The following is a 24,682-nucleotide window of genomic DNA, read 5'->3' as shown; positions in this document are numbered from 1 at the left end:
GACCGATATAAGCGCCTCTGCGCGTGAGCTACAACAATGAGCGACCAACACCAGAACCTGGCCATCATCGGTCACGTTGACCACGGGAAGAGTACGCTCGTGGGACGACTCCTCTACGAGACGGGGAGCGTACCCGAGCACGTCATCGAACAGCACCGCGAAGAAGCAGAAGAGAAGGGCAAGGGTGGCTTCGAGTTCGCCTACGTCATGGACAACCTCGCCGAGGAGCGAGAGCGTGGTGTCACCATCGACATCGCCCACCAGGAGTTCTCTACGGACGCCTACGACTTCACAATCGTCGACTGTCCGGGTCACCGCGACTTCGTGAAGAACATGATCACGGGCGCATCCCAGGCGGACAACGCCGTCCTCGTCGTCGCCGCTGACGACGGTGTCGCGCCCCAGACCCAGGAGCACGTCTTCCTGGCTCGAACCCTCGGTATCGACGAGCTCATCATCGGCATCAACAAGATGGACATCGTCGACTACGAGGAGTCGACGTACGACGAGGTCGTCGAAGAGGTCAACCAGCTGCTCAAGCAGGTCCAGTTCAACACCGAGGACGCCTCGTTCATCCCGATCTCGGCGTTCGAAGGCGACAACATCGCCGAGGAGTCCGACAACACGCCGTGGTACGACGGCGAAATCCTGCTCGAGGCCCTGAACGACCTGCCCGAGCCGGAGCCGCCGACGGACGCGCCGCTCCGACTCCCGATTCAGGACGTCTACACCATCTCCGGTATCGGTACCGTCCCCGTCGGACGTATCGAGACCGGTCTCCTGAACACCGGCGACAACGTCTCCTTCCAGCCCAGCGACGTGGGCGGCGAGGTCAAGACGATCGAGATGCACCACGAAGAGGTGCCCAAGGCAGAACCCGGCGACAACGTCGGATTCAACGTCCGCGGCATCGGTAAGGACGACATCCGCCGCGGTGACGTCTGTGGCCCCGCCGACGATCCGCCAAGCGTCGCCGAGACGTTCCAGGCACAGATCGTCGTCATGCAACACCCCAGCGTGATCACGGCCGGCTACACCCCGGTCTTCCACGCCCACACCGCACAGGTCGCCTGTACGATCGAATCCATCGACAAGAAGATGGACCCCTCGAGCGGCGAGGTCGCCGAGGAGAACCCCGACTTCATCCAGTCGGGCGACGCTGCTGTGGTCACCATCCGACCGCAAAAGCCCCTCAGCATCGAGCCGTCCAGCGAGATTCCCGAACTCGGGAGCTTCGCCATCCGCGACATGGGTCAGACCATCGCAGCTGGCAAGGTCCTCGACGTCAACGAGAAATAAATGCAGCAGGCACGCGTTCGACTCGCGGGCACGAGTCCAGACGACCTCGACGACATCTGCGACGACGTCCGCGAGATTGCGAACAACACCGGCGTCAACCTGAGCGGGCCGATCCCGCTGCCGACGAAGACTCTCGAGGTGCCGACCCGGAAGTCGCCTGACGGCGAGGGCACTGCGACGTGGGAGCACTGGGAGATGCGCGTCCACAAGCGCCTGATCGATCTGGACGCCGACGAACGCGCACTCCGACAGCTCATGCGCATTCAGGTGCCAAACGACGTTTCGATCGAAATCGTCCTCGAAGACTAAGCGTTCATCGAGGCCGGTTCGATCACGAGCCGAATTCGAGCTATTTCCCCGTTTTTGCGGCCGTCGAACGCGTTCCAGTAGCGTAGCGAAACGCGTCGAACGTGCGAGAGTCGTGGGTGGCCACCGGCTACCCCGGCATCACCGAGCACCCCCACACTCCTCGAGTGCCGTCGACTGCGCGCCCCCGTCCAGTAAGTGCCGGGACTTTTGTCGCTCGCCGTCGCAGCCACCCGTATGGCGAGACACTCGCGATCACCGTCGGGGTCCGACGCCCGGTCCGATCCCGGACGAGACCGGTCGGACGCGGGCTCGAGCAGCCCCCTACTCGAGGTACTCGTCGTCTTCGCGGTCGTCTTCGCTGCCCAGGGGATCACCGCGTTCGCGGGTGTGATGGGCACGTTCTTCGTCCTCGCGCCGCCGTTGACGACGAACCCGTGGACGATCGTGACGAGCGTCTACGCCCACAGTGGGTTGGGCCATCTCGTCTCGAACGCCCTCGCGTTGCTCGTCTTCGGCTGGCCGGTCGCGCGGGCCACGACGCGGTGGCGCTTTCACGCCTTTTTCGCGATTACGGGCGCGATTGCCGGGGTTGCCCAGGTCGCTCTGACCGGCGTCTTCGCCTCGATGCCGTTCGTCCCCGTCGCACCGACGGCCGTCCTCGGGGCCAGCGGTGCCGTCTTCGCCCTACTCGGCTATCTCGTCGCGTCGAACCGGCTCTCGACGGGGCTGGCCTCGTTCATCGAGGTGCCACAGTGGCTCGCGGTCCTCGTCTTTCTCGGGCTCGCGACCGCGGTCACCCTCGCGACTGCCTCGCCCGGCGTCGCGCTGATCGCCCACTTCGCCGGCTTCCTGGTTGGGGCCGTCGGCGGACGCGCTCGCGTCCTCGCCGTCGGCTCGAGCGCTCGGTCGGACTCCGTGGGCGGTTGAGACCCGGTGCTGACGACCGGGATACTCGGCCACTCGGTGACCGCCACGTCACCGGACTCGGACGCGACGCACTCGTAGTCGTTCGATCGACGGCCGGTGAGTGTCCGCCTCGAGCCCCGGTCCCGTGGTGTCGTGTCCCGCGCCGCCCTCGAAACACAAGCTACAAATAGAAACCGGGGTTAGGAACGGGCGAGGGCTCGTAGATCAGTGGTAGATCGCTTCCTTCGCAAGGAAGAGGCCTCGGGTTCAAATCCCGACGAGTCCATCCCGGCCGATCTTTCTCTCGTAGGACGCTAAAACGGCAGTTTCGCTATGTCTTTCCGGCGTTTCGAAATCCTGTAGATGGAATAACCAGGGGTTGGAAAGTCGAATAGTAGCGGAATGTACTACCCGGTCGCACAGTCCGAGGATTTCTTGAAGAAATCGGTCGATCAGTGTGGGTGTCGATTCCATGAAGTGGTCATCAAACAGATCTCTGACAGTATTTGAACACTCCACCGACATCGATGAAAGATCGGGAATTCAAGTGCCCCGAGTGCGGATGTCGCTGTACTCGCCTCACCGACGGGCATTCGGGAGTCGGACACGAACGAGGTTGTTCGCGTCGACTACAATGGACCGGTGCGGAGCGGGTCGCTCCGGTACCCACCGATGGTGGGGAGATTACGTGAGAGTCGGACGGAAAATCGTGAATCAGTGGTAAATACAGCGTCTCTCCGTATCGCTCTCACTGTTGTTGACTGCTCCGACAGTTACGTCGGTGTGAGGAGTCTGTAGATACCAACAAAAACACTCGTAATCAGAAGTCCCCCTCCAGTAACAACGAACAGTTCTGAGAGGTTGATTCCTCCGAATGCGAGGGTACCGGGAATCACTATCCCAAGAACGACTGCAGACAATCCCAACCAGAACACTTCGTTGCGCTGGTAGAGGGATCTAAGTGTTTCCTCCATACTATCACTGGAAGAATTTCGGAGATAAACCTTTGTTCTCCAACACACTCGCATGCAGTTATCGTGAGAATTGTATCCGCGAACTCACTCTTCGTGGCCACTTCTCCCCGTGACCGGGGCCGATTCCCGCACTGATACCTCATTTTCGTAGTTCATTGGGCTACATCTGCGGGTCGAGGACAGCGATAGGACTCTAAGCAAGGGGGAAGTGCGTGTAGTTGAGTGACAACGAACTGGAGGCCGTGATCGACGGGGATGCGAGTCGTGGGTCGGGAGCGGCGAGCGGGTTCGCGACGCGAGCGTGTCGCTGTGACACACATGATTGATAGGTACTTAGTAGGAGGAAAAACGGGGAGGTATATGGAATCGAAGACGCTAGATCGAATCGGTCGTTCACTGGCGGAAGATCGATGAACGAACGTCTCAACCGTCGGATCAGTGCCGTTGTTGGTGTCTTTCTGGTCCTCGTCGCCGGTGCGATCGTCGTCCTCGGGGACGGTCTCCTCGAGACGCCGGTGTTGCTCGTGCAGGTGACGCTGATGGGAGTGGCCGGCGTCTGCGACATTATCGCGGCAGCCGACACCCGACTGACTGCCCGCTGGGCGTGGTACCGGTGGGGTGGTCTCGGAAACATCTTCCTCGGGCTATCGCTCCCGCTGGGGTTCGCCGAAAGTGGGACTGGGCGTTTGTTTGTCGTGGGAGTCGCCATTGGCGGGCTTTCGCTGGGGCTGATGGGCGTCGATATGCTCGTCTATCACGGGAAGTACACCCGCAATGAGCGACTCGACCGCGACGGCACGTGATCGAGTGGCATGCCCCGACCGGAGGGGGAACGCGGTCACTGTGATCGTGCGCCACCTGTTAGTGAACGTTCGTCATTTGAAATAGAGTGCTGACTCGCCTCGTCGAACCGCAATCTCGAGCGGGCACGGACTGACGGCGCATCCGAGAACGGAGACGGAGGCGGACGCCGTGTGTCCGTGAAATTGATCTTCCCGGTAGTCGCGAGCTAAACACAGCAAAAAATTCAAGAAGATTGTCTCAAGTCGGAGTGCTATGTACGATGCAGACGATCCGGGGACGATAATCAACGAGTTTTTCATTACGCTCTTCGTGCCGGGAATTACCCTGTTCGCGGCGTTGTGGGCCGTGTTTCGGCTGTTTCTGAACGAGTTCTTGAATTCCATTGGACTTGTTCCGCTTGTGCCGGCGTACGGGGCGGGGGCGATCGAATCGGGATACGGCAGGCTGCTCCTGTTGATACTGCTCACGACTGTGATTCTGCTGCCGTACGTTGCGTTTTATCATCGGTTTCTTCGCGAACCGTTGCGAGAACGCGGACTCGTGTAGGGGAGGCGTGCGTTTTGCACGGTCCGTTCGTGAGTGCGACGGCGCCATATCCGAACGTCTCAATCGTCGGAACGGTGCGCCCGTATTGTTGTTTTTTTCAGTCCCACTGCCTGGGATCGCCGTTCTCGGGGGTCGTCTCGAAAACGTGTTGTTCGGGCTCTCGCTTCCGCTGGCGTTCGTCGAAAGCGGGACGTGGCTTCTGTTCGTCGTGGTCGTCGCCATTAGCGGGCGTTCGCTGAGGCTGATGGGCGTCGATATGCTTGTCTATCACGGGGCGTATACTCGCGATGAGCGACTCGACCGCGATGGCACGTGATCGAGTGGCGTCCTCAGAGCGGAGATCGAACGCGGTCGCTGTGATGGATGGCTAGCAAATCGGTGGCACCGTACGCTCATCAGCACGACTATTCGCCTCTATTGAAACCCGCAACTACTGATAGCGTGAGGAGGACGGGCTGACTATAGAGGGTGTCTGCAGCACGCGGCAGTAGCTCGTTTAGGTGAGAACAGCAATCACGACACCACCCACAAGAAGCGCAACACCAGCACGTTGTGGCGCTATCCTGCCGTCCGCGTTGACCCCGAGGATGTTGACTGGCTTTACTAGCAAGAGCATGCCGACGAGAGAGACTGTTGCTGGCATGCTGTAGTCTATGGTGAGGGATGGAATGTCCATCGCAAGTAATAGGATGCCGAAGAACATGGCGCCTATCGCAAATGCCCGTGCACCAGGGGTAACGTCGTCGTTATCGAAGGCTACGAAAATGGCGGCAGGCCACCACCACATCAGTATACCAAGCCCAAGCCAGAACCCCCCAAACAGTAATCCGACCGCCATACCGGGAGCATTCACTTGCTCCAGGTAAAAATTCTGGCTTTGGTAATAGTCTGAAAAGTCGATGAGAGTCGAACACCGTGTGTCCGTGAAGCCGATCTTCCCAGTAGTCGTGATCTAAACACAGCACAAAATTCAAGCAGCGTGTCTCGAGTCGGAACCTCGAGCGGTATCGATGTGATCGTGACGGCGGTCTCGTCAACCCCGATCCGTGTCGGGTTGACAATTCTGGTTCGAATCCCGATATGCAATGGAAACGGTAATACAAATCAAATATGAGAGCGCATACGGGAGACGAGTAGTAGGGAAAGTGATAACGAGTCCGGCAAAGATGCCAAAGGGGAGTGCGTGAGCGATCCGTTCAATGGGCCGTGAATGGTACCCGAATCGAAGCAGTGGGACGTGAATTCCACCAAGAACACCGCCAAGCAAGGCGCCGCTCGTTGCGAGCAGCGTCGAAGAGGGAAAGACGACGAGCCCGGACGGTTTTACAGTCGTAATCGACGTTACTAGATACGAGATGAAGAGAAATAACGCACCCATAGTACCGAGTTGGATGAGTATGGTACTGAAGCGCAGTTCTCCTCGGTTGAACTCGAGCGTAGTCGGGTGTTGTTCTAGGCCGTAGAAGACGCCGCCAGCGACCGCAGCGAGTGCGCCAAGCGAAACTCCAACGGGGGTCTCGAGGAGGAGTCCCAGGACTGCCAGAGAGAGTCCGGTCAGACTCAGTGCGGCTGTAAGGGATCGAAATAACCGCTCGCGGTCCATAGGTCATAGTTGCCGACGGGTAATAAAACCGCAGTGATATCTGTACGACCGGATGACGAAGCCGCCCCCATCCCTTCCGCCGACGAACAATAGATATAAGTAACTAACAGTTGGAAATCAGAACGGAAGCTACGCTCCGCGAACCGCAGGGGGTGTATATTAAAGCCCCGGGTGGTAGGACACCCGAGACGTAGCTTCCAAATCCCGCCCAGGGATTTGCAAGCAATGATTGCGTACATTCTACCGGGATATAAACGTCCCGCACGACAACGGAATCGCTCACTAGAACCGCCTGCAGTGGCTGGCGTCGAGACTGCCGTCGGCCTCGAGCGGGGGGTGCGATGACGAACGATGCTGCGAGCGGCGGTGGTGGACCGGCAAGCGAGCGGGCGGCGGACGACGAGGGTGTGTTGCCGCCCTGTCCGCGGTGTGGCGAGCCGATGGTGGCGACGAGGGTCGACGGGCCGATGGAGGCCTACGCGACGCCCTGTGGCTGCCGCGTGTGGCCCGACGCGCTCTCGAGGACGGCCGATGAGTGACGACCGCCGTCGCGGCGCTCGGAGGCGCGGCTGGGTCGGCTTGCTGGCTCGAGGCGGCCCGACGGGTTCGGGGCCGAGCGGTCCGGGACCTGTCGGGTCGTTCGTCCGGAAAGTCACCCACAAAACACATTGGGAGAACGTTGATTGTCGCCGCTACGTATCGTTCACACGGCAGTATGACTGACTTCCAGAATCACGACGACGACGGAGCCGATGGTGGAACCCCGTTCGTGACGGAACGGAAGTCCAGCGAGACGACCGTCGAGGCGATCCTCCGGGGTATCGCGACGATGACCGGCGTCGACGAAACCGAGCTCGACCCGCTCTACGACGCCGTGGCGGTCGAGGCGTTGACGGCGCTCGTCGATCACGGCGACCGCCCGATTCGCGTGACGTTCAGCTACGAGGGTCACACCGTCGTCGTCGACGGCGACGGCTCCATCCGGATCGTCGACGATCCGCCACGGAACCCGCCGGCGGGCTCCGACTGAGCGCCGTCGGCGACCGTTGCCGCTCGCCCGGGGTCGGGGACGGGGACGATCGGGTCCGCCGCCGCGGGCACGCGAGTAGCCGGCTGCTACCGCTCGTCGCTCCCGCCGCCCGATCGGTTGCGGGTCGTTACCGGCATCGGTTCGGGCGGGAATGGACGGAGTACCAAATAGGCCGCCCCTGTTTCCGTCGGACGATGGCACAGAAGACCGGCGGCAACCCTCGCTCGAGACTCCATCGCATCGGGTCGCTGTTCGCGAAGCACGGACGCACCGCGCGAACCGAGGGGTCGAATCTCGAGGTGACCGTCGTCGACTCGATCCGCGACATCGGGCGCGCGCAGTGGAACGGGATCGTCGAGCGCTCGAGTCGGGGCAGCGTGTTCCACCGCTACGAGTGGCTCGAGGCGATCGAGACGGGACTCGGCTATACGCCCCGCCATCTCGAGGTCACCAAGGACGGCAACACGATCGGCGGGCTGCCGAACTTCGTGGTCGAAATCGAGAAGACGCCGTTTACCCGCCTGTCGTCGCTGTATCCGGGCTTCGGCGGGCCGTTGCTCCCGACGGATACAGCCGACGCCCTCGAGCGCGTGATTGGCACCGCCCCGAGCCTCTGTCGCGGCCGGACGATCGTCCACCAGATTCGAGGGCTGGATTCGAGCTATCTCCGGTACAACGACGCGCTCCAGTCGCGGGGCTATCGCCCCTACCGGCGGGAGTGTCGGTTCCTGCTCGATCTCACGAAGGGGCACGACGCTCTCCTCGCGGACATGAGTCGGTCCCGACGGCGGGGGATCGAACACGGCCGGACCGTCGACCACGAGGTCGTCGAGGAGGAGATCACGGGCGAGACGCTCCGGCGGTTCTACCGGACCTACGAACGCGTCATGGATCGCGTCGACGGGGACGTGTACCCCCTCTCGTTTTTCGAGGCGTTGCAGGCGATGGACGACCGCCTCCTCCTGCTGACGCTCCGGATCGACGGCGAGTACGCGGGCGGAATGCTCGAGGTGCTCGACGACGAACGCGACGCGATTCACGGCTTCTTCGCCGCCGTTCCGCGGGAGTATTTCGACGATCACGCCTCGGAACTGCTCTACGATCACGTCTTCCGATGGGGGATCGATCACGGCTACGGGACCTACGACTTCGGGAGCACGAACACGGACTTCGGGGACGGCGTCTTCAGATTCAAGGAGGGGTTCGGCGGGCGGGCCGTCCCGGTTTTCGTCTGGGAGCGCGGCTGTAGCCCCCTCTGGCCGCTGGTGAAGGCCGGACGGGCGCTGTACTGGCCGTATTACACGTGAGCCGACACGCCGGACGCCCCTGCTGTCGCGCCGTCTCGACGGGGACCCGCCCGAACCCGACAGCTATCGACCGACCGCCTCGCGGGACCAGTGAGAAGCGCCCCGGTCGCGGCGCGACCCGTCTTCGAACCGCAAGATATCGTTGTTCAATTAATCAGTGAACGGTCACAATAGTTTTTAGTCAGTGCCCGGTACGCCAGTCGCATGCGATGCGTGACGTATGTCATCACACCACCACGGGAGTACTTCGATCGGGGCGCGGAACGCCTTCGTGAGCGGGGCATCACGTTCGAATCCGTTCGGAACGTCGATCCGCTTGACGACGGAACGATCGTCGCCCAACAGGTGGTCCGCGGGGAGCGAGCGGCCGTCCGAAGCGCGCTCGAGGAGACGGGACCGACCGTCGTCGACTATCACGTCACCGATGCCGCCGGGGCGACGGTGCTCCAGTTGCACTATCGGCCCAGCGACCTCACGCGGGAACTCCTCACGATCCATCAGCGACACGCGGTGGTGTTGGAGTACCCCCTCGAGTATACCGGCGCGAGGAACCGGAGCCTTCGCGTCTCGGAGATCGGCCGCGGGGACGCGTTACGGCGGGTCATCGAAGAGACGCGGGCGATCGTCGACGTCGAAATCGAGCGCCTGGTCGACTACGAGCCGTCCGCCCAACGCCTCGTCGCCGACCTGACGGACCGTCAGCGCGAGGTCCTGCGCGTCGCGGTCGAGGAGGGGTACTACGAGGAGCCCCGCCGGGTGACGTACGGGGACGTCGCCGCCCGACTCGAGTGTTCCGCCGGGACCGTCGGCCAACACCTCCGTCGGATCGAGGCCCGACTCATGCCGACGCTCGTCGACGGTGACCGCCCGCGATCCGAGATCGATCGTGAACGCGACCGGCCGCCAACCGGACCGTCCCGATGAGCGCCGCCCACGGGTCAGCGGCCGGGCGATCGAACACACGGCGAGTGAGCGCGCCGAATCGGCTCGAGATACCGGGGTGAGTTGTATCCGGGTGGCCCTCGTTGGGTTCCATATGGCGACGGTAGCCGTCGCGTTCCGAGACCGACTGCTCGTCTGTACAGGCGATGTGACCGACCCCGACGACTGGACGACGGAGACCAGACTCGAGGGGCGCGATCTCGAGTGCATCGCGGCGGTCCGCAACGGGCCGGCCCGCTACTACGTCGGGACTGTCGCGGACGGCCTGTTTCGAAGCGCCGACGGCGGCGAGACGTTCGACCGCCTCGAGACCCGGTTTGTGGCCGGCGCGCGGACGCCGGCGGCCGACACCGAGCCCGATCGCGTGACGGCGGTGACGATCAGTCCGCACGATCCGCAGGTCGTCTACGCCGGAACCGAACCCAGCCGAATCTACCGGTCGCGCGATGGCGGCGACTCGTGGACCCGTCTGGAGGGCCTGACCGACCTCCCCTCGGCGAGTGAGTGGTCGTTCCCGCCGCGGCCCGACACCCACCACGTCCGCTGGCTCGCGGTCGACCCGTTCGACCCCGACCGGCTGTACGTCGGAATCGAAGCGGGCGCGTTCGCGTACACGCCCGACGGCGGCGAGACCTGGCACGAGCGGCCGCCGGGAGCGCGCCGTGACAACCACAGTCTGGCCGCCCACCCCGACCGTGAGGGGCGACTCTACGCCGCGGCCGGCGACGGCTACGCCGAGAGCGACGACGGCGGCGAGACGTGGCGACAGCCATGGGACGGGCTCGAGCACACCTATTGCTGGAGCGTCGCCCCCGCTCCCGACGATCCGGACCGCGTGCTCGTCTCGAGTGCGCGCGGCGCGTCGACGGCCCATACGGCGAGTCGTGCGGAATCGTACGTCTATCGGCGCGAGGGCGAACGGGCCTGGGAGCGACTCGACGGCCGCGGGCTGCCGACCGGCGAGGGCGTCGTCCGAGCGGTGTTCGCGACGACGGACCGACCGGAGACCGTCTACGCCGTGACCAACCGCGGCCTCTTCGTCACGCGCGACTTCGGCGACTCGTGGACCGCGATCGACATCGACTGGGCGGCCGGCCTCGAGTCGCAAACGCCACGGGGACTGGTCGCCCTCTCGTAAGCCGGATCGACCGCCGACCGCCACCGTCCGACCGGTCCCGTCGATACCCGCAGCCCCGAAGCGGGTGGGCCGCTTCGAAATCCTTTTAGGCGCTACACGGGGATAGTAAGGTAACTGAGTGATATCATGGACGTCGACATCATCTCCGAAACGGAGAACCCCATGTTGCATCGAACGGACGTGACCTTCGAACTCGTCCACGAGGACGCCACGCCCTCCCGTCTGCAGGTCCGCGACAGCCTCGCGGCGAAGCTGAACAAGGACGCCGACGAGGTCGTCATCCGCAAACTCGACACCAAGTTCGGGATGCGCAAGACCGTCGGGCAGGCGAAGGTCTACGAGACCGACGACTACGCCCGCGAGGTCGAGCAGGACCACATGCTCGAGCGCAACAAGATCGGCGCGGACGAAGAAGCCGAAGCGGAGGAAGCATAACATGGCTCGATACGAACTCTACGGCGACGACGGTAGCACCGAGGGCGAACTGTGTCCCCGCTGTGGTGACGTCTTCCTCGCCGACCACGGCGACCGCAAGCACTGCGGGAAGTGCAGTTACACCGAGTGGGAGTAACCCCCGACTGATGGCCGACGTGCCGACGACCGTGGTACGTCGACCGCCGATACCCGCCGTTTTCATCCGTGACTGACACCCTCCGTATCCTCGGGATCGAAGGCACCGCCTGGGCCGCCAGCGCAGCGGTCTTCGACGCCGAACGCGACGAGATCGTCATCGAGAGCGACGCCTACCAGCCCGAGAGCGGCGGCATCCACCCCCGCGAAGCCGCCGAGCACATGCACGAGGCCGTTCCGCGCGTCGTCGAACGGGCGCTCGAGCACGCCCGCGAGACCCACGACGGGCCGGCGGACGAACCGCCGGTCGATGCGGTCGCGTTCTCTCGTGGACCCGGACTCGGCCCCTGTCTTCGGATCGTCGGCACGGCCGCCCGAGCGCTGAGCCAGGCCATAGACGTCCCGCTGGTCGGCGTCAATCACATGGTGGCCCACCTCGAGATCGGTCGCCACACCGCCGACTTCGACGCGCCGGTCTGTCTCAACGCCAGCGGCGCGAACGCGCACCTGCTGGCCTACCGCAACGGGCGCTATCGCGTGCTCGGCGAGACGATGGACACCGGCGTCGGCAACGCCATCGACAAGTTCACCCGGCACGTCGGCTGGTCCCACCCGGGCGGGCCGAAGGTCGAGGCGGCGGCGAAAGACGGCGAGTACGTCGACCTCCCCTACGTCGTCAAGGGGATGGACTTCTCGTTTTCGGGCATTATGAGTGCCGCGAAGGATGCCTACGACGACGACGTGCCGGTCGCGGACATCTGCTATTCCCTGCAGGAGAATATTTTCGGCATGCTGACCGAAGTGTCCGAGCGTGCGCTCTCGTTGACCGGGAGCGACGAACTCGTCCTCGGCGGCGGCGTCGGCCAGAACGACCGCCTGCGCGAGATGTTAGGCGAGATGTGCGCCCAGCGCGGAGCGGAGTTCCACGCACCCGAACCTCGGTTCCTGCGGGACAACGCGGGGATGATCGCGGTCCTCGGCGCGAAGATGTACGCCGCTGGCGACACGCTCGCGCTCGCGGACTCGCGCGTCGACCCCGATTTCCGACCCGACCAAGTGCCGGTGACCTGGCGAGCCGACGAGCCCGAACTCGCGGCCGGCCGCGGCAAAGCGACGGAGGGCGACCGGCAGGTCCGCGGTGCCGAAGCGCTCGTCGACCTCGAGCCCGCCGCCGGCCGCGTCACGAAGCGCCGCCGAGCCAAGACCTACCGCCATCCCGCCCTCGACGAGCGACTCCGCACGGAGCGGACGACGCTCGAGGCCCGACTCACAAGTCTGGCTCGCCGCGAGGGCGTTCCGACGCCGGTCCTCTCCGATGTCGATCCCCACGAGGCGCGGCTGGAACTCGAGTACGTCGGCGACCGTGACCTCCAGTCGGGGCTGTCGCCCGCCCGGGTTCGTGCCGTCGGCCGGCACCTCGCGCGGCTCCACCGCGCGGGAGTCGTCCACGGTGATCCGACGACCCGGAACGTGAGAGTCGACGGCGAGCGGACGTATCTCATCGACTTCGGACTCGGCTATCACACCGACCACGTCGAGGACTACGCGATGGATCTGCACGTGTTCGATCAGAGCCTCGTCGGTACCGCCGACGATCCCGCGCCGCTCCGCGAGGCGGTCCGGGAGGGGTACCGCGCGGTCGGCGCGGAGCGCGTGCTCGAGCGCCTGCGGGACATCGAAGGGCGCGGGCGCTACCAGTCGTAAGGACGGTTCGACCGGACCGCGGTCGCCCGATTGCAACGATCGTCACAGCACACAATACTCTTATCAGGGGAGGACGTATCACCGGCCATGGCAGACAAGCCGACTTCCGGTGAGATTCTTGGGGTCCCGTACAACTTCGAACGACCGAGCATCAGTCGCATGCTCTCGTCGTACTGGCAGCCCGGAGAGGGGATGCTCGTCGAGAAGCCCTTCGGCGTCGGCTACACCCTGAACCTCGCCAACTGGCGCTCGTGGATCGTCGTCGCCGTCGCCGGGGCGCTCCTCTGGCAACAGGAGCAGGGGGCCACCGAAGCGAGCGACGAGAGCGCCGACGAACCCGTCGAAGTCATCGTCGACGAGAGCGACGACTGAACGCCCGGCTGCGTTTTCGAGCGCTATCGCGGCTCTGCGAGCCGCCGCTCCCCGACCTGTCGGTGCCGATCGGCGCTCAGCGGTCGACTTCGCCCATGATACAGTCGAGGCTCCCGATCGCCGCGATCAGATCGGCGACGTACTCGCCGCGGGCGATCTCGGGCAGCGCGGAGAGGTTCGAGAAACAGGGGCTGCGGATCTTGAACCGCGCCGGCGTGTCGGTCCCGTCCGCGCGGATGTAGATCCCGAGTTCGCCTTTCGCCCCCTCGACGGCGCGGTAGAGTTCGGCGTCGGCGGCGGGCTTGAGCGTCCGGGGGACGTTGCTCTGAAGGGTCCGTTCGTCCTCGGGCCACTCGGCGAGTAGATCCAGACACTGCTCGACGATCTTCGCGGACTCCTCGATCTCCCGCAGTCGAACGAGCAGCCGCGCGAAGTTGTCGCCGTCGGGTTCGGTGACGACGTCCCACTCGAGGTGCGGATAGTACCCGTAGGGGTCGTCCCGGCGGAGGTCGTAGTCGATGCCGGAGCCGCGGGCGACCGGGCCCGTACAGCCGTAGTCCTTCGCGGCCTCGGGTTCCAGAACGCCGGTGTCGACACAGCGGCGCTGGAAGATCTCGTTGGTGACCAGTAGGTCGTGATACTCGTCGATCTTGGCCGGGAAGCTATCGAGGATGTCTCGGACACCCGCGATGAACTCCTCACGGGGTTCGGGCAGGTCCCAGGCGACCCCGCCAAGCCGGAAGTAGTTGAACATCATCCGCTGGCCGGTCAACTCCTCGAGCGCGTCGAGGACGAGTTCGCGGTCGCGGATACCGTACTGGAAGGCGGCACAGAACTCGCCGACGATGTCGAGCGCGTAGGTACCGACGGCGATGAAGTGCGAGGCCAGCCGCGAGAGTTCGGCCCCCATCGTCCGGATCACCTGCGCGTAGTCGGGCACCGCGATGTCGGCCAGGTCCTCCGCGGCCCGGGCGTAGGCCCACTCGTTCAGAAGCCCCGAGGAGACCCAGTCCCAGCGGTCCGGATAGGGCATGATCTGGTGCCGGTACGTGCTCTGCTGACACATCTGTTCCTCGCACCGGTGGATGTAGCCGATGTCGGGGTCGACGTCGACGACCGTCTCGCCGTCGAGCACCGCCTTCACGTGGAGGACGCCGTGGGTCGACGGGTGGTGCGGTCCGATGTTGAGGAACATCGTGTCGGACGCGGTGTCGTGCTCGTCGCCCGCGATCGGATTCGCGTGCTCAGAGAGGGTGACGACCTGTGGCTGCTCCTGGTCGTAGTCCCGCGAGAGCGGATGGCCCTGCCACGTCTCGGGGAGGAGAATCCGTCGCAGGTCCGGGTGGCCCTCGTACTCGATGCCGACGAGGTCGTAGGCCTCGCGCTCGTGCCAGTTGGCCGTCTCGAAGACCGGCGTCGCCGACTCGCTCCTCGGCTCGTCGGTCGGCGTCGGGACCACGACGCTCACCTCCCGCGTCGGGTCGGCGTAGGATTGCAGGTGATAGATCGTCTCGAACCGGTCCGGGTACTCCTGGGCGGTGACACAGGCACAGTGGTCGAAGCCCGCCTCGTCCCGGAGCGTCGCGAGTACGTCCTGTACCGCGTCCGGCCGGATCACGATCGCGGGCGCGTTCTCGTGGTCGTCACGATCGAGGACCGCGTCGCCGAGCAGGGCCTCGAGTTCCGCGGCCCCGATCGAATCGGCGCGCTCGGTCGGTGGTGACTCGAGCGTCGAGTCCGATGTCATAGCTGCCGTTTCGGACGCGGGAGCCGAGTCGATTCTGCGTCACTGGCTAGGCTATTTATATATGCAGACCGGACCCTCCGGCCGTGAAGACGGTTCGACTCACGCTGCGCTACGACGCCGCGACGATCCATCCGATGCATCGCTTCGTCGCCGAAAGCGACGCGTTCGACGCCTATCGGATGGTCCACGGCAACTTCGCGGGGGACGACGACAACGCCTTCATCTTCCACGTCGTCGGCGATCCGGACGTCTACGAGGCCGCGCTCGCGGACACCGGACGGGTGAGCAACTACGAACTCACGCGGACCGGCGACCGGACGTTCACCGTCTACGTCCGCGATCTGCCCGCCGAGGTGGACGCCCGACTCCTCGATCTGTTCACCGAGCGTAGTCTCGTCGTCCTGCCGCCGGTGGAGTACCGGTCGGACTGGACGGTCCGGTTTTCCGTCGTCGGCGAATCGGACGACCTCCGGCGCGTGCTCGAGGGCATCCCCGACGGCATCGAGACGACCGTCGACCGGGTCGGCGAGTACGACGGGGGCGACGCCGCGGTCGGCGCGCTGACGGCGCGCCAGCGGGAGACGCTGCGGGTCGCCCGCGAATTGGGGTACTTCGATGTCCCTAGATCGGCGGGCGTCGAGGATGTCGCGGCCGAACTGGACTGTGCACCAGGGACGGCCGCCGAACACCTCCGGAAGGCGGAGGCGGCCGTGGTGGACGCCCTCGAACTGTAGCGAGGAGCCGCCACGAACGCGGGCACTACTTCGACGTGTACGCCTCGAGCGGCGGTGCGAACGCGTCGATGACGCGACACGGCTCGAGGGCGCACACGCCGTGGACCGTTCCCGGCGGGACGACGTACGAATCGCCCGCCTCGAGGGTCCGCGAGCGCTCGCCGCGGAGTTCGAGCGCCCCCTCGATAACGAACGTCGCCTGCGTCGTCTCGTCGTGGGCGTGTGGCTCTCCTTCCGCGCCCGCCTCGAGCGAGTAGTGAACGAGCATCAGTTCGTCGGTGGCCGCCAGCACGCGCCGCTCGCCGCCCGGGAGGTCGTCGATTCGGTCGGGATCGTCCCACTCGGTGACGTTCAGACGTCGTGTTCTCCATTCATCACCGCTTGATTCTTTCGCGGATCGGGAGTCGGGGGGCGAACGGGCAACCGACGCCTATTTTCCGCCCGCGGACCCCGCCTCGTACATGGCCATTCGATTCGTGACCGGCAACGCGGGGAAGGTCCGCGAGGCGCGGGACTACCTCGCAGGGATCGAGCCCGTCGAGCAGATCGAGTACGACTACACCGAGATCCAGAGCGATTCGCTCGAGGAGATCGCCGCCCACGGTGCGCGCGAGGCGTTCGAGGAGTTGGGGAGCGACGAGCCGGTACTGGTCGACGATGCGGGGCTGTTCGTCGACGCGTTGGGCGGCTTTCCGGGGCCGTACTCGGCGTACGTCGAGGACACCGTCGGCGTCGAGCGGCTCTGGCGACTCGCGGAGGCGGAGGAAAACCGCCGCGCGACGTTCCGGACCGTCCTCGCGTACGCCGACGAGAACGGGACCGAGACCTTCGAGGGATCGGTCGCCGGCACCCTCGTCGCGCCCCGCGGCGAGGGCGGGTTCGGCTACGACCCCATCTTCGAGTACAACGGGACGACGATGGCCGAGATGAGCACCGCGGAGAAGAACGCGATTTCACACCGCGGCCGCGCGCTGGCGACGTTCGCGGAGTGGTACGCCGGCCGCGACGAGTAACGCACCGGGTCTCGATCGGCGGTCAGTCGTCTCCTTCTGCGGCGGTCTCGACCGCGTCGTCGTCCGCCGCGAGCTGTGCTTCGGTGACCGTCTTCGCTTCGCTATCGACGCTGACGCCCTCCCAGTCCTGATCCGCGTGGTACCCCTCCCGCTCCTTCGCGCTGGGGGCGACGCGGATGAACTCGGCGTTTCGGCGCGCCGCGGGGATCGTCTCCCCGCCGCAGTAGGAGAGTCCGGACTGAATGCCCGCACAGAACTCGTCGACGACGTCGCCGACCGGCCCCTTGTACGGCGTCAGGGCCTCGACGCCCTCGTCGGCGCGAACGTTGGCGTCCTTGTCGTCGCGGTTCTCGGCGGCCGTGGTGGTCGCCATGCCCCGCGAGCGCTTGTACCGCGCCCCGTCGACGTCCACGACCGCGCCGGGTGCTTCCTCGGTTCCGGCCAGCAGGCTTCCCAGCATCACCGTGTCGGCACCCGCCATCAGGGCCTTGACGGCGTCGCCGGACGTTCGAATCCCGCCGTCGGCACAGATCGTCACGTCCAGCTCCTCGGCCGCCGTCGCACAGTCGTCGACGGCGGTCAGTTGCGGGACGCCCGCGCCGGCTACCTTTCGGGTGGTGCAGTGTGAGCCGGGACCGATGCCGACTTTCACACAGTCCGCACCGGCGGCCGCGAGGTCCTCGACGCCGGCCGGCGTCGCGACGTTGCCGGCGACGAGGTCGGTGTCCGGGAACTCCGCCCGGAGCGTCTCGACGGCCTCGAGCGATCGCTCGAGGTGGCCGTGGGCCACGTCGACCACGAGCGCGTCGACGCCGGCGTCGATCAGCGCGGCGCTGCGGCCGACGTAGTCTTCGTTGATCCCTACCGCGGCGGCCACGTGCTCGTCGGCGGCCGTTACCCGTTCGACCTGTTCGGCCTGCTCGTCCGGCGTGAGAAACCGGTGAACGACGCCGATCCCGCCGGCGCGCGAGAGTTCGATCGCTAGTTCGGCCTCCGTGACGGTGTCCATCGCGGCGGAGACGAGCGGCGCGTCCAGTTCGACGGACGGCGTGAGCCGCGTCGAGAGGTCGACGTCGCTGCGGCTATCGACTGGCGAGCGGTTCGGGACGAGGAGCACGTCACCATAGCTCAACCCGGTTCGTAGATCGTTCATTACCCCTTACCACTAAGGCGTCCCTGGCTGATAAGGGTCCCGAACTCAGGTGGCTCCGCGAGGGCGTTGCCGGGAAGCCGATATCGCGTTGCCGAGACCGCCGTCAGGCGCGCGGATCTCGGTCCGGCCCAGGGTACTCGCCGTCCGCGACGACCGCGTACAGGCTCGCGGGGTCGAACAGGCGGGCGAACGCGTCCGGCGGGCGGATGCTGACGGAGACGCGGGGCTGCAGGGTGAGCCCGGCCGTCGCCGATCGAAGCCGGTCGTCGTTCGAGAGCAGGTGCGCCGCCTTCCCCTGATAGGCCGACGCCAGCCCGGGATGGTCCCCCTCGGGCTGGTCGACCGCGACGCGCTCGGCCTCAAGCCGCTCGCGGTGGTCCGCGGCGAGATCGGCGTCGGCCAGTGACGTCACGAGCCGTTCCGTCTGCTCGAGCAGCGGGTCGCTGGCGACGAGGTCGATCCAGGAGTGGCGGCGGACGTGATCCAGCGCCGCGCGTGCGTCGCCGCCGACGAGCAGGTCCGCCGCGAGCACGTCGGCGTCGGCGACGACGCGGGCGGGGTTCGGTTCGTCGCGGTCAGGCATCGCTGTCCTCCCGGATCGCTGCGAGTGCATCCCGAATCGCCTCGCGATCGCCGTCGTACTCCGCGCCGCGGTCGAAGAGGTCGGCCCAGCTCGCGTGCATCGGTGGCAGTTGGGGTTCCGGCATCAAAGGTCGTCCGGCTCGCGGTCGCCGACGCCGCTTGCACCCTACGCCGACCGTGAGACGAGCCAGAAGCCGACGGTACCGAGGACGAACGCGACACCGACGTTACCGGCGAACCCGGCGACCCCGACGGCGGCGACCACCGCGAGCGATCGGCGATCGGCGACGGCCGCGACCGCCGCGCGAGCCAACTCGAGCGCCACGACGACGAGCAACACGCCCAGAACCGCCATCGGGAAGGCGGCGAGTACGGCCCCGGCGGCGACCGGCGCGAGCGCGAGGTAGCCGATGCCGAGCAGGACGTTCGCGCCGCCGGTTCGCGCGCCGAAGGCGTACTTGCCGGCGAGGCCGCCGCTGCCGTGACACATCGGGACGCCACCCAGCGGGATCGCCGCGAGGCAAGTCACGCCCATGCTCGTCGAGAGCGCGTCCGCCGAGACCTCCCGGTCGTAGAGGTCGCCACAGAGCAGGGCGGTCGCGATCGCGGCGTTGCCGACCGTCATTCCCAACTGGGCGACGGTCCCCTCAACGGCGGCTCCGGTGAGCGACGGCGAGCCGGCGGGAAACACCGCGAGTTCCGGCACCGTCGGCGTCGGAACGCCGGCCGTCGCGACGGCCGCGACGGCCCCGAGTCCGAGCACGACCAGCACGCTGGCCTGCCGGTAGCCGACGAGCGCCAGCAGGCCGACCACGGCGAGCCCGCCCGCCGCCATCGGCGGGTTCCCGATCGAGAGGTCGACCGCCGCCTCGAGCAAGAGCAAGGCTACGGCGAGTTGTACGCCGCGGATGACCGGCTCGCCGACCACTCGCTGGAGCCGACCGACGAGCCCGAGTCGCCCGACGGCGAGGAGGACCCCGCCGGCGAGCAGTCCGGCGGCGGCGAGTTCGGCAGCGGACAGCGCGCCGACGATCGCCAGCCCGAGCAGCGCCTTCATCGGTTCGACGGAAAGCGGCAGTCCGTAGTACACCCCCCAGACGATCTGAAAGACGCCGAACCCGACCAACACGTGGGGCAACGAGACGCTCGTCGTCGCTCCGAGCGCGACGAGCAGCGGCAGGACCGTAACCGAATCACCTAGCGCACCCGCGAGTTCGCTCGCGGAGAACTCGAGGTCGGAACCGGACCGCGACCGGAACGAATACGCCATCTACAACCGGTATGGGGCTCCGTTCCTTGACTCTTGCCAGTAACCGCTCGCGGTTCGATCCGCCCACCGATGAACCGTTTTTCAGTTACGTCGATCGCGGTCCGTCGGCGTCGCGTCCAGCGCCGCCGTGAGTACCGACGCCAGTTCCCGCCGTGCCGGCTCCCCGAGTGACTGGAGCGGCCGCCGCGGTTCGCCCATCGGCCGCTCCCGGAGCGAGAGGGCCGATTTGAGCCCGGGAACGCCGTATTCGGCCGTCACGGCGCGGTTGAGTTCGACGAGGGCGGCGTTGCGTGCTCGAGCCGCGTCACCGTCGCCTTCGTTGGCCAGTCGGTAGATCCCACTCGCCCGCCGGGGAACGACGTTCGCCATCCCGAGCACGCCCCCGTCGGCACCCGCCGCGAGACCGGCCGCGTAGATGCTCCCGCTGCCGACGAACACCGCAAACGACTCGTCGGCGGTGTGGTGATCGAGTCGCTGGATCGACTCGAGGCTCCCGCTCGAGTCCTTGATCCCGGCGATGTTCTCGTGGGTCGCCAGGGACGCGACGGTTCGCGGCGAGAGCGCGTGGCCGGTGAACTTCGGAACGCTATACAGGTAGATCGGGATCGGCGCGTCGTCGGCCAGGGCTCGGTAGTACGCGGCGAGGGCCGCGTCGTCGGACGCGTAGTAGGAGGGTGTGACGACGAGCGCCGCGTCGGCTCCGGCCGCTGCGGCGCGTTCGGTCGTCTCGAGCGTCGGCTCGTAGCCCTCCTGCCCGGTCCCCGCAAGCACCGGGAGCGTCGTCGTCTCCGCGACAGTTTCGACGACCTCGATCCGTTCGTCCGTCGTCAACAGCGGTGCCTCGCCCGACGAGCCACAGGGAACCAGAAAGTCGACGCCGCCGTCTTCGAGCCAGTCGACGAAGGATCGGAGCCGCGCGCGGTCGACGCGGCCGGCCGAATCGAACGGCGTCACGAGCGGCACACCGGTACCGTGCATGCACGAGCGAAGGACGGCACGGGTCTAAATACCGGGCGGTTCTGTCGTCCGCTCGAGGGCCGGGACCCATCCCGTTGCCGTCGTTACCGGATCTCGCTCTCGCCGCGGCCGTCGCCGATCGTCTCCGGCGTCGCCGCCGTCGAGACCGCGTCCGGGTCCACGTCGTCGGCGGTTCGCGCCTCCGGCAGTTCGTAGCCGCTTTCGGTGACGTAGCGCTCGAGATGGGCGTTCAACTCGCCGGCCTGCTCCGTGAGGACGGTCGCGCTGCGGGCGACGTGGGCGAGAGCATCGGCCTGGGCGGACGCTCGGCGGGCCGCTCTCGCGGACGTTTCGGCTGTCCGATCGCTCGTCTCCGCGGCGGCTTCGACCGACACGACGACCTCCTCGGTCGCCGACGCCTGCTGCTGGGTCGCCGCGGAGATCTCCTGGACCCCGTCGTTCGTCCGTTCGGCGAGGCCGGCGATCCGCTCGAGCGCGTTCGCGGCGGCTTCGACCTCGGCGACGTTCTCCTCGATGCGACCGCGGCTCGTCCGGACCTCGTCGGCCGCCGCTATCGCACGCTCCCTGAGCCCTTCGAGGCGCTCCTCGACGGCCTGGACCGAATCGTAGACCTCTTCGGAGAGGGTCTGGATCTCGTCGGCGACCGCGCTGAACCCGTCGCCGTCGCCGTCGGTCGAGCGCGTGGCCTCGATGTTGGCGTTGAGCGCAAGCATGTTCGTCTGCTCGGCGATGTCGCTGATCGACTCGACGAGATCGTCGATCCGCTCGGCCTCGGCTTCCAGGCTCTCGATCTCCTCGAGCGTCCGGGCGGTCTCCGCGTCGATCACGTCCATGCCCTCGATCGCATCGCTCGCGGCTTCGCTCCCCTCCCGTCCGACCCTGGCGGTCTTGTCCGCGGTGTCGGCCACTTCCGACGCCGTCGCGGCGATCTCCTCGATCGTCGTCGAGAACGACTCCATCTCGGTCGCGACGGATCGCAGCTGCTCGTTTTGTGCTCTGTTGTCGCTGACGACCTCGGTAAGCGCTTCGCTGGTGCGTTCGCCCTCGGCCTGGACCGTCTCCATGCTCGTCGTGAGTTCGCGACTGTAGGTGACGACCTCGCCGGAGAACGACTTCAGCGTCCCGAAGGTATCCTCGATCTCCGCGAGCATCGCGTTGGTGTTGCCGGCGAGTTCGTCGATCGCATCGTGGGTGCCCGGACGCTCGAGCCGCCGCGTGAGATCCCCGGCGGCGACCGCCTGCGTCGTCTCGGCGTGTGCCGCGACCGTGCGCTCGAGTTCGCCCAGCGAGCGATCCGCGTGCTCGCCCGCCGCGAGCTGGTTTCGGATCGAGGCGAGCGCAGCCTCGAGCGCCTCGAACTCGTCGTTCCGATCGGTCGCGAATGAGACGTCGTACTCCTCGTTCTCGAGTCTGACCGCCCGCTCGGTCACGTCGGCGATTCCCGCGCGCAGGTCGTCGCGCTGGCCCGGTGCGGATCGGGCGTCCGAGGCCGCGGCGAGTGCGGTCGCTGTGCCGCCCGTGATGGCGACGCCGACGATGCCGATTCCGAGGACTGTCGCCGTCGGGTCGCCGAGCACGACGGCAGCGATGGCGACGACGAGCAGTCCCGCTACGGTCGCCACAGCGCCGAACCCGACTGGCCGCTCGGACTGTATCGCCGTCGGAAGCGAAGCCGAATCGTTCTCGACGCCCGCGTCGGGTGATTCAGTCATCCGTTCCCCCGCTGGAAGCGTCGGCCGTCGCATCGGATTCGAACTCGAACCCCGACGTCGAGTCGCCATCGCTCCCGGCTCGCGGCTCCGCTGTGGTCTCGGCGTTGTCGGCCACCGTTCGTCGGATGTCGAACCGACACGCGTCGTCCCCCTCGTGCATACAGGTCCGCTCGTCGGCGACTAACTCCTCGTCGAAGCGCTCGGCAACGCCCTGGATCGCGCCGCGAGCGACGTCACACAGCTTCCGGTCAGAGTCGTAGATGATTTGCACCCGGTTCTCGTCGAGTCGCTTCGAGCGGATTCGCGGCGTCGTCAGCGTCGTCATGTCCCGCGTCCGTAGCGAGGTGTGAAACTGCTGGATATTCGCGATCAGTTCCAGCCCGTCCCACTCGTCGTCGATATGGAGATTGTAGGTCTCGAGCAGGGCCGGCAGCACCCACGTCCCGTACTGGGTGAGTATCGTTCGGGGGCTCTGCTCCGTGAGCGCGCCGGCGGTCCGTGCGATTTCGTAGACGTCGCCGTCGGGATAGACGGTCACGGGGACGTAGACCGTCTCCTCGATGGCTGCCTCCTCCTGGATCGCGAGCCAGGCGTCCTCGCCGTAGGTATCGACGACGAAGGCCTGCAACGTTTGTAGAATTATGCCGTGCACGCGTTCCCCCGCTTTCCCGTTCGTCTGACAGTCAGTGGTCGGAACATATCAGCCGCCATGAGTGGTACCCCCTCTTGCGACCCGACCGGATTACCAGTTCTCCCTGCATTGTTGGGTCCGTGCGCCGATCGCGCGTGTGGGCGGTTCGACCCGCTCCTCCGAGGCCCATCCCGCTCGAGTACGGGCGGACGCCGAATCAGCACGGATAAGGTGGCCGCCCACCATCGATCGGCCGTGAGCGACCTCGGAAAAATCGACCGCGCGTTCTTCGACCGGCACATCGCGCCGAACCTCGGTGCCGACCGTGACGACGTTGCCCTCGGACCGACCCACGGCGTCGACTTCGGCGTCCTCGATATCGGCGAGCGGGCGCTGGTCACCGCGACCGATCCGCTCTCGATCCTCCCCGCCCTCGGCCTCGAGCGGGCCGCGCGCTTTGCCCTCGATCTCGTCCTCGCGGACGTGGCCGTCAGCGGCGTCCCGCCGTCGCACCTCTCGATCTGTTTTACGCTCCCGGAGTCGATGACCGACGCCGAGTTCGCGACGGTCTGGGAGACGATCCACGCGGAGTGTGCGGATCTCGGGGTCGCCGTCGTAACGGGGCATACGGCGCGCTACGCCGATCCGTCGCATCCGTGGGTCGGTGCTGCCACCGCGATGGGCGTCGGCGAGCACGACGATATCGTCCGCCCCGACGGTGCCCGTCCGGGTGACCGCCTGCTCCTGACGAACGGCCCCGCCGTCGAATCGGTCGGTCTGCTGAGTACCCTCTTTGCCGACCAGCTTGCACTCCCGGACGGCGTGATCGCGGACGCACAGGACCGTCTCGAGGAGGTGTTTTCGGTCCGCGACGCGCTCACCGCGGCCGCCGCGGGGCCGGTGCGGGCGATGCACGACGTGACCGAGGGCGGCCTCGCGGGCGCGTTGAACGAGATGGCCGACGGCGCCGGCGCTCGGTTCGCGATCGACCGCGCGGCCGTCCCGATGCGTCCCGGCGTCCGCGCGGTCTGTGACACCCTGGAAATCGACCCCTGGGCGGCGACGAGTTGCGGGTCGCTCCTGCTCGCGGTCGATCCCGACGGCGTCGAGGCCGTGCGTGCCGCACTCGAGGACCGTGACACGCCGGTCGCCGACATCGGCCGCGTCGAGGCCATCGGAGCCGAGGGCGGCGAGGTGCTCGTCGATGGGGAGCCGCTCGAGCATCCGACCGTCGATCCGTCGTGGGAGGCCTACGCCGAGCTTGCGGCCGCGGCGGCCGAGCGCGACGGACGGTCCTCGAGTGCCGGCCAGTAGGCCGGCGTGCCGTCACGAGGGGACGAGCGGGGCGGCGTGTCGGC

At 66.3% G+C, this 24,682-nt stretch carries 29 protein-coding genes and 1 tRNA gene; 19 read left to right on the top strand and 11 right to left on the bottom strand.

What is annotated here, in order from left to right; all coding sequences use genetic code 11:
* The first annotated feature begins 36 nt into the window (after window positions 1–36).
* The 4 genes from tuf (at window position 37) to ALTAJ2_RS01530 (ending at window position 2,800) form a co-directional block, all read left to right on the top strand.
* The gene (gene tuf, locus ALTAJ2_RS01545) at window positions 37–1,299 is read left to right on the top strand and encodes a translation elongation factor EF-1 subunit alpha (RefSeq protein WP_007110602.1); all 1,263 of its coding nucleotides are present in this window, start codon (window positions 37–39) and stop codon (window positions 1,297–1,299) included.
* Window positions 1,300–1,608 carry a 30S ribosomal protein S10 gene (gene rpsJ / locus ALTAJ2_RS01540; RefSeq protein ID WP_004215311.1) on the top strand — a complete coding sequence of 103 codons (309 nt, stop codon included), beginning with the start codon at window positions 1,300–1,302 and terminating at the stop codon, window positions 1,606–1,608. It abuts the gene before it with no gap.
* Window positions 1,609–1,842: 234 nt separating this feature from the next.
* The gene (locus ALTAJ2_RS01535; RefSeq protein ID WP_007110603.1) at window positions 1,843–2,535 is read left to right on the top strand and encodes a rhomboid family intramembrane serine protease; all 693 of its coding nucleotides are present in this window, start codon (window positions 1,843–1,845) and stop codon (window positions 2,533–2,535) included.
* Window positions 2,536–2,728: 193 nt separating this feature from the next.
* Window positions 2,729–2,800: transfer RNA gene (locus tag ALTAJ2_RS01530), tRNA-Ala, on the top strand.
* Window positions 2,801–3,287: 487 nt separating this feature from the next.
* On the opposite strand, the gene ALTAJ2_RS19000 is transcribed toward ALTAJ2_RS01530, so the two are convergent.
* On the bottom strand, window positions 3,288–3,488 hold the full coding sequence (locus ALTAJ2_RS19000) for a hypothetical protein (RefSeq protein ID WP_144240176.1): 201 nt from the start codon (window positions 3,486–3,488) through the stop codon (window positions 3,288–3,290).
* 410 nt (window positions 3,489–3,898) lie between these two features.
* On the opposite strand from ALTAJ2_RS19000, the gene ALTAJ2_RS01525 reads away from it, so the two are divergent.
* The 3 genes from ALTAJ2_RS01525 to ALTAJ2_RS20010 all read left to right on the top strand — a co-directional run bounded on the left by ALTAJ2_RS01525 (window position 3,899) and on the right by ALTAJ2_RS20010 (window position 5,154).
* Window positions 3,899–4,291 carry a hypothetical protein gene (locus ALTAJ2_RS01525; protein ID WP_007110604.1) on the top strand — a complete coding sequence of 131 codons (393 nt, stop codon included), beginning with the start codon at window positions 3,899–3,901 and terminating at the stop codon, window positions 4,289–4,291.
* A 253-nt stretch (window positions 4,292–4,544) separates the two neighbouring features.
* A complete protein-coding gene (locus ALTAJ2_RS01520; protein ID WP_007110605.1) occupies window positions 4,545–4,838 on the top strand; it encodes a hypothetical protein in 294 nt (97 codons plus the stop codon).
* Window positions 4,839–4,983: 145 nt separating this feature from the next.
* Window positions 4,984–5,154, top strand: coding sequence for a hypothetical protein (locus ALTAJ2_RS20010; protein ID WP_007110606.1), 171 nt, complete (start codon window positions 4,984–4,986; stop codon window positions 5,152–5,154).
* A gap of 180 nt (window positions 5,155–5,334) precedes the next feature.
* On the opposite strand, the gene ALTAJ2_RS01510 is transcribed toward ALTAJ2_RS20010, so the two are convergent.
* On the bottom strand, window positions 5,335–5,676 hold the full coding sequence (locus ALTAJ2_RS01510) for a hypothetical protein (protein ID WP_007110607.1): 342 nt from the start codon (window positions 5,674–5,676) through the stop codon (window positions 5,335–5,337).
* Between the two features lie 1,106 nt (window positions 5,677–6,782).
* Here ALTAJ2_RS01510 and ALTAJ2_RS01505 point away from each other — a divergent pair.
* The 9 genes from ALTAJ2_RS01505 (at window position 6,783) to ALTAJ2_RS01465 (ending at window position 13,504) form a co-directional block, all read left to right on the top strand.
* Window positions 6,783–6,980, top strand: a complete 198-nt coding sequence (locus ALTAJ2_RS01505) for a hypothetical protein (protein ID WP_007110608.1) — start codon at window positions 6,783–6,785, stop codon at window positions 6,978–6,980.
* A gap of 176 nt (window positions 6,981–7,156) precedes the next feature.
* Window positions 7,157–7,471 (top strand): HalOD1 output domain-containing protein, encoded by a 315-nt coding sequence (locus ALTAJ2_RS01500; RefSeq protein ID WP_007110609.1) that lies wholly within the window; start codon window positions 7,157–7,159, stop codon window positions 7,469–7,471.
* Window positions 7,472–7,665: 194 nt separating this feature from the next.
* Entirely contained in the window at window positions 7,666–8,778 is a 1,113-nt protein-coding gene (locus ALTAJ2_RS01495) for a lipid II:glycine glycyltransferase FemX (protein WP_007110610.1), read from the top strand.
* A gap of 204 nt (window positions 8,779–8,982) precedes the next feature.
* Entirely contained in the window at window positions 8,983–9,702 is a 720-nt protein-coding gene (locus ALTAJ2_RS01490; protein WP_049900904.1) for a helix-turn-helix domain-containing protein, read from the top strand.
* A 112-nt stretch (window positions 9,703–9,814) separates the two neighbouring features.
* Window positions 9,815–10,858: a WD40/YVTN/BNR-like repeat-containing protein gene (locus tag ALTAJ2_RS01485; protein ID WP_049900920.1), complete on the top strand. Its 1,044-nt coding sequence runs from the start codon at window positions 9,815–9,817 to the stop codon at window positions 10,856–10,858.
* Window positions 10,859–10,984: 126 nt separating this feature from the next.
* Complete coding sequence (locus ALTAJ2_RS01480; RefSeq protein WP_007110613.1) at window positions 10,985–11,293, top strand: 30S ribosomal protein S24e; 309 nt, start codon at window positions 10,985–10,987, stop codon at window positions 11,291–11,293.
* Between the two features lies 1 nt (window position 11,294).
* Entirely contained in the window at window positions 11,295–11,429 is a 135-nt protein-coding gene (locus ALTAJ2_RS01475; protein WP_007110614.1) for a 30S ribosomal protein S27ae, read from the top strand.
* 68 nt (window positions 11,430–11,497) lie between these two features.
* The gene (locus ALTAJ2_RS01470; protein ID WP_007110615.1) at window positions 11,498–13,132 is read left to right on the top strand and encodes a bifunctional N(6)-L-threonylcarbamoyladenine synthase/serine/threonine protein kinase; all 1,635 of its coding nucleotides are present in this window, start codon (window positions 11,498–11,500) and stop codon (window positions 13,130–13,132) included.
* 87 nt (window positions 13,133–13,219) lie between these two features.
* Window positions 13,220–13,504 (top strand): DUF5808 domain-containing protein, encoded by a 285-nt coding sequence (locus ALTAJ2_RS01465; protein WP_007110616.1) that lies wholly within the window; start codon window positions 13,220–13,222, stop codon window positions 13,502–13,504.
* 76 nt (window positions 13,505–13,580) lie between these two features.
* Here ALTAJ2_RS01465 and ALTAJ2_RS01460 read toward each other — a convergent pair whose 3' ends face one another.
* Window positions 13,581–15,251, bottom strand: coding sequence for an NADH-quinone oxidoreductase subunit D (locus ALTAJ2_RS01460; RefSeq protein WP_007110617.1), 1,671 nt, complete (start codon window positions 15,249–15,251; stop codon window positions 13,581–13,583).
* Window positions 15,252–15,334: 83 nt separating this feature from the next.
* On the opposite strand from ALTAJ2_RS01460, the gene ALTAJ2_RS01455 reads away from it, so the two are divergent.
* Window positions 15,335–15,985, top strand: a complete 651-nt coding sequence (locus ALTAJ2_RS01455) for a helix-turn-helix domain-containing protein (protein WP_007110618.1) — start codon at window positions 15,335–15,337, stop codon at window positions 15,983–15,985.
* Window positions 15,986–16,010: 25 nt separating this feature from the next.
* Here the strand turns inward: ALTAJ2_RS01455 and ALTAJ2_RS01450 are convergent, their stop codons facing one another.
* The gene (locus ALTAJ2_RS01450) at window positions 16,011–16,277 is read right to left on the bottom strand and encodes a cupin domain-containing protein (RefSeq protein ID WP_007110619.1); all 267 of its coding nucleotides are present in this window, start codon (window positions 16,275–16,277) and stop codon (window positions 16,011–16,013) included.
* A 169-nt stretch (window positions 16,278–16,446) separates the two neighbouring features.
* Between ALTAJ2_RS01450 and ALTAJ2_RS01445 the strand changes: the two genes are divergently transcribed.
* The gene (locus tag ALTAJ2_RS01445) at window positions 16,447–16,998 is read left to right on the top strand and encodes an XTP/dITP diphosphatase (protein WP_007110620.1); all 552 of its coding nucleotides are present in this window, start codon (window positions 16,447–16,449) and stop codon (window positions 16,996–16,998) included.
* Window positions 16,999–17,020: 22 nt separating this feature from the next.
* Here the strand turns inward: ALTAJ2_RS01445 and ALTAJ2_RS01440 are convergent, their stop codons facing one another.
* The 7 genes from ALTAJ2_RS01440 to ALTAJ2_RS01415 form a co-directional block, all read right to left on the bottom strand.
* The gene (locus ALTAJ2_RS01440; protein ID WP_007110621.1) at window positions 17,021–18,151 is read right to left on the bottom strand and encodes a guanosine monophosphate reductase; all 1,131 of its coding nucleotides are present in this window, start codon (window positions 18,149–18,151) and stop codon (window positions 17,021–17,023) included.
* A gap of 103 nt (window positions 18,152–18,254) precedes the next feature.
* A complete protein-coding gene (locus tag ALTAJ2_RS01435) occupies window positions 18,255–18,734 on the bottom strand; it encodes a DUF7384 family protein (RefSeq protein ID WP_007110622.1) in 480 nt (159 codons plus the stop codon).
* The gene (locus ALTAJ2_RS20220) at window positions 18,727–18,858 is read right to left on the bottom strand and encodes a hypothetical protein (RefSeq protein ID WP_275574376.1); all 132 of its coding nucleotides are present in this window, start codon (window positions 18,856–18,858) and stop codon (window positions 18,727–18,729) included. Before ALTAJ2_RS20220 ends, ALTAJ2_RS01435 begins: the two co-directional genes overlap by 8 nt.
* Before the next feature lie 41 nt (window positions 18,859–18,899).
* The gene (locus ALTAJ2_RS01430; protein WP_050031411.1) at window positions 18,900–20,003 is read right to left on the bottom strand and encodes a putative sulfate/molybdate transporter; all 1,104 of its coding nucleotides are present in this window, start codon (window positions 20,001–20,003) and stop codon (window positions 18,900–18,902) included.
* An 81-nt stretch (window positions 20,004–20,084) separates the two neighbouring features.
* Window positions 20,085–20,981: a dihydrodipicolinate synthase family protein gene (locus ALTAJ2_RS01425; RefSeq protein WP_007110625.1), complete on the bottom strand. Its 897-nt coding sequence runs from the start codon at window positions 20,979–20,981 to the stop codon at window positions 20,085–20,087.
* A gap of 83 nt (window positions 20,982–21,064) precedes the next feature.
* Entirely contained in the window at window positions 21,065–22,693 is a 1,629-nt protein-coding gene (locus ALTAJ2_RS01420) for a methyl-accepting chemotaxis protein (protein ID WP_049900922.1), read from the bottom strand.
* Entirely contained in the window at window positions 22,686–23,345 is a 660-nt protein-coding gene (locus ALTAJ2_RS01415) for a heme NO-binding domain-containing protein (protein WP_049900926.1), read from the bottom strand. Before ALTAJ2_RS01415 ends, ALTAJ2_RS01420 begins: the two co-directional genes overlap by 8 nt.
* Before the next feature lie 234 nt (window positions 23,346–23,579).
* Between ALTAJ2_RS01415 and ALTAJ2_RS01410 the strand changes: the two genes are divergently transcribed.
* On the top strand, window positions 23,580–24,638 hold the full coding sequence (locus ALTAJ2_RS01410; protein WP_007110628.1) for an AIR synthase family protein: 1,059 nt from the start codon (window positions 23,580–23,582) through the stop codon (window positions 24,636–24,638).
* Window positions 24,639–24,682: the final 44 nt, after the last annotated feature.

The sequence above is a fragment of the Natrinema altunense genome (assembly GCF_000731985.1).
Lineage (GTDB): Archaea > Halobacteriota > Halobacteria > Halobacteriales > Natrialbaceae > Natrinema > Natrinema altunense.
This window is presented reverse-complemented; position numbering and strand designations above follow the sequence as displayed.